The organism is Enterococcus sp. FR204 (assembly GCF_031143325.1).
In the GTDB taxonomy this organism is placed as follows: domain Bacteria; phylum Bacillota; class Bacilli; order Lactobacillales; family Enterococcaceae; genus Enterococcus_B; species Enterococcus_B faecium.
In genome coordinates this window covers 1-2,067 of record NZ_JAKZIW010000092.1, presented here as the reverse complement: position 1 = coordinate 2,067, position 2,067 = coordinate 1, and the positions used below count along the sequence as shown (strand labels likewise).

Sequence of the window (2,067 nt, the reverse complement as noted above, 5' to 3'; positions counted from 1 at the left end):
AAAATTAATGCACTGCTAATTAATTGAATCAAATGTTTAATTCCTTGTTGAATATTATCAAGCGTAACCGTACGAAATGATTTTTTCATTAATTTAACAAATTCATGGTCTATACGGTTATATACTTTCTCTTCACCGCTATATGCTTTAATTGTTTCTATTCCTTTAAGACTTTCTATGATACTAGAATTTACAGCTGCACCGGCTGCCATTTCTTCCCTGTTCGATTTTTCATAGCTTTTCACGAAAGCGAATATTGCAACTACATAAAAAGGCAAAGAGCATAGAGTGATTAAAAACAACGTACTATTCTGAATAGCTAACGTAACCCCAACAAGCAACACCATACCAATATCTAAAAATATTGATAACGTAGCACTTGCTAAAGCATCAATAATCTTACTGGCATCAAGAAAACGAGAAATAATTTCCCCTGATTTTCTCGTAGCAAAAAAATTCATTGGTAAAGTTAACACATGTTTGAAATACTGAAGCATAATTGCCATACTCATTCGCTGTCCTAAAATAATAAGAAGATAACTACGACTATATTCAAACAATACCCGAAATAAATAGACAGCGATCAAGCCAATGGAAATTATATTTAAAGTTGAACGTGCTTGATTAGGGATGAAAAAATCAAGAATACCTTGAAAATAATATGAGCTTCCTATGCCAAAAAACGTAATGAAAATCGATGCTAAAACGATGTGGAATACTAATCCTTTTTGTTTCCAAATTATAGGCAAAAAAGAACTTAATCCAGCTACTTTTTCTTTAATAGGAATATAAGTTTCTCTAGGCATAGGTAATAAAAGAATACCTGTCCATTCTTTTTGAAACGCTTCAATCGTTTTTCTATTTTTTCCATTAGCGGGATCTGCAATCCATAGTACGTTTCCCTTCGTTTTATAAATTACAACGTAGTGCATATAGCTGTTATCAACCAATATATGTGCAATTAATGGTAAGATAAGATCTCTTTCTTTCCAGATCTCACTATCTGCTTGAATAGCCATACAATCAAAAGACAATTTTTCAAATGTCTTTTTCAATCCAAATGCTGAAGTACCCTCTAAATCAGTCCCAGATAGGTCCCGTAATTTATGAATCGGGATATCAGTTTTAAAATATTTTAAAATCATCGAAAGGCAAGCAACACCACAATCTTTTTCATCTTGTTGCTGCACAAAAGGAAATGATTTTATCACTTATCTAACACAACTCCTTCTAAAAAATTTTTATAGAAAAATTCTCAATATAGCTTTAATACAGTGAAAATATTGTCTCATAATTCCACAAAAACTTTGAAAACAGTTCTTGAACACTAACTTTTTCATTCCTGAATCAAATTTATTTTGGAAATTTTACTATTCAAGAATAAACTTGATAAGTTTCAGGAAGATTTTTACTGTTAATCAAATACGTATGTTACAGTAGCACCGTAAAAAATATTATTTAAAGAAGCGTGTTTAAACATGCAAAATGTAAAGGAACTAAGTATTGTGGAAATGCACAAACTGTTGGTGGAGGCAATAATGCTTGGGGAAAATTGGGGCAAGTTGTAGGTGGACTTACCACAGGGGCAGTAGGTGGTGCAGGTTTAGGAACAGCAATTTGCGGACCAGCTTGCGGTGTTGTTGGAGGGTTATATGGAGCTGTCGCTGGAGGTGCTGCAGCTGGCTGGGATGCTCGAAAAAAATAAAAAAGGAGAATAAGTATTATGCATATTAAAAACACAAAAACAACATTTATATTATCTTCAGAAGAGTTGAAAAATATTCAAGGTGGGAGTGCCGTGGGAGTTTTAGGCACTACTTTTTCTGGGGCAACAGCAGGAGTAAAACTTTGTTCAGCCGGAGGACCTTATGCAATAGCTGCTTGTGGTGTAGGTGGAGCTTTATTAGGTGCTGGATTCGGCATGTGGACCGGTGCGTAAACAATTAAAAAATATCAAACCTCAAGATTGGTTTGTGTCGATTACGAACATAGGTATGTTCTTTATCTTTTCAAAAGTTTGGAATGGACAGAACTTTTTACTAAAGCTTCTTGTGCTAGTTTTTATAA

Annotated in this window: 3 protein-coding genes; 2 read left to right on the top strand and 1 reads right to left on the bottom strand. The window is 33.7% G+C overall.

Annotated elements, in window-relative coordinates; genetic code table 11:
• The coding region (locus RG571_RS11930; RefSeq protein ID WP_308947725.1) for an ABC transporter transmembrane domain-containing protein at positions 1-1,211 on the bottom strand (1,211 nt) is incomplete at its 3' end.
• 257 nt (positions 1,212-1,468) lie between these two features.
• Here RG571_RS11930 and RG571_RS11925 point away from each other — a divergent pair.
• Complete coding sequence (locus RG571_RS11925) at positions 1,469-1,705, top strand: hypothetical protein (protein WP_002303465.1); 237 nt, start codon at positions 1,469-1,471, stop codon at positions 1,703-1,705.
• 18 nt (positions 1,706-1,723) lie between these two features.
• Positions 1,724-1,939: a Blp family class II bacteriocin gene (locus RG571_RS11920; RefSeq protein ID WP_002307138.1), complete on the top strand. Its 216-nt coding sequence runs from the start codon at positions 1,724-1,726 to the stop codon at positions 1,937-1,939.
• The last annotated feature ends 128 nt before the right edge of the window (positions 1,940-2,067 follow it).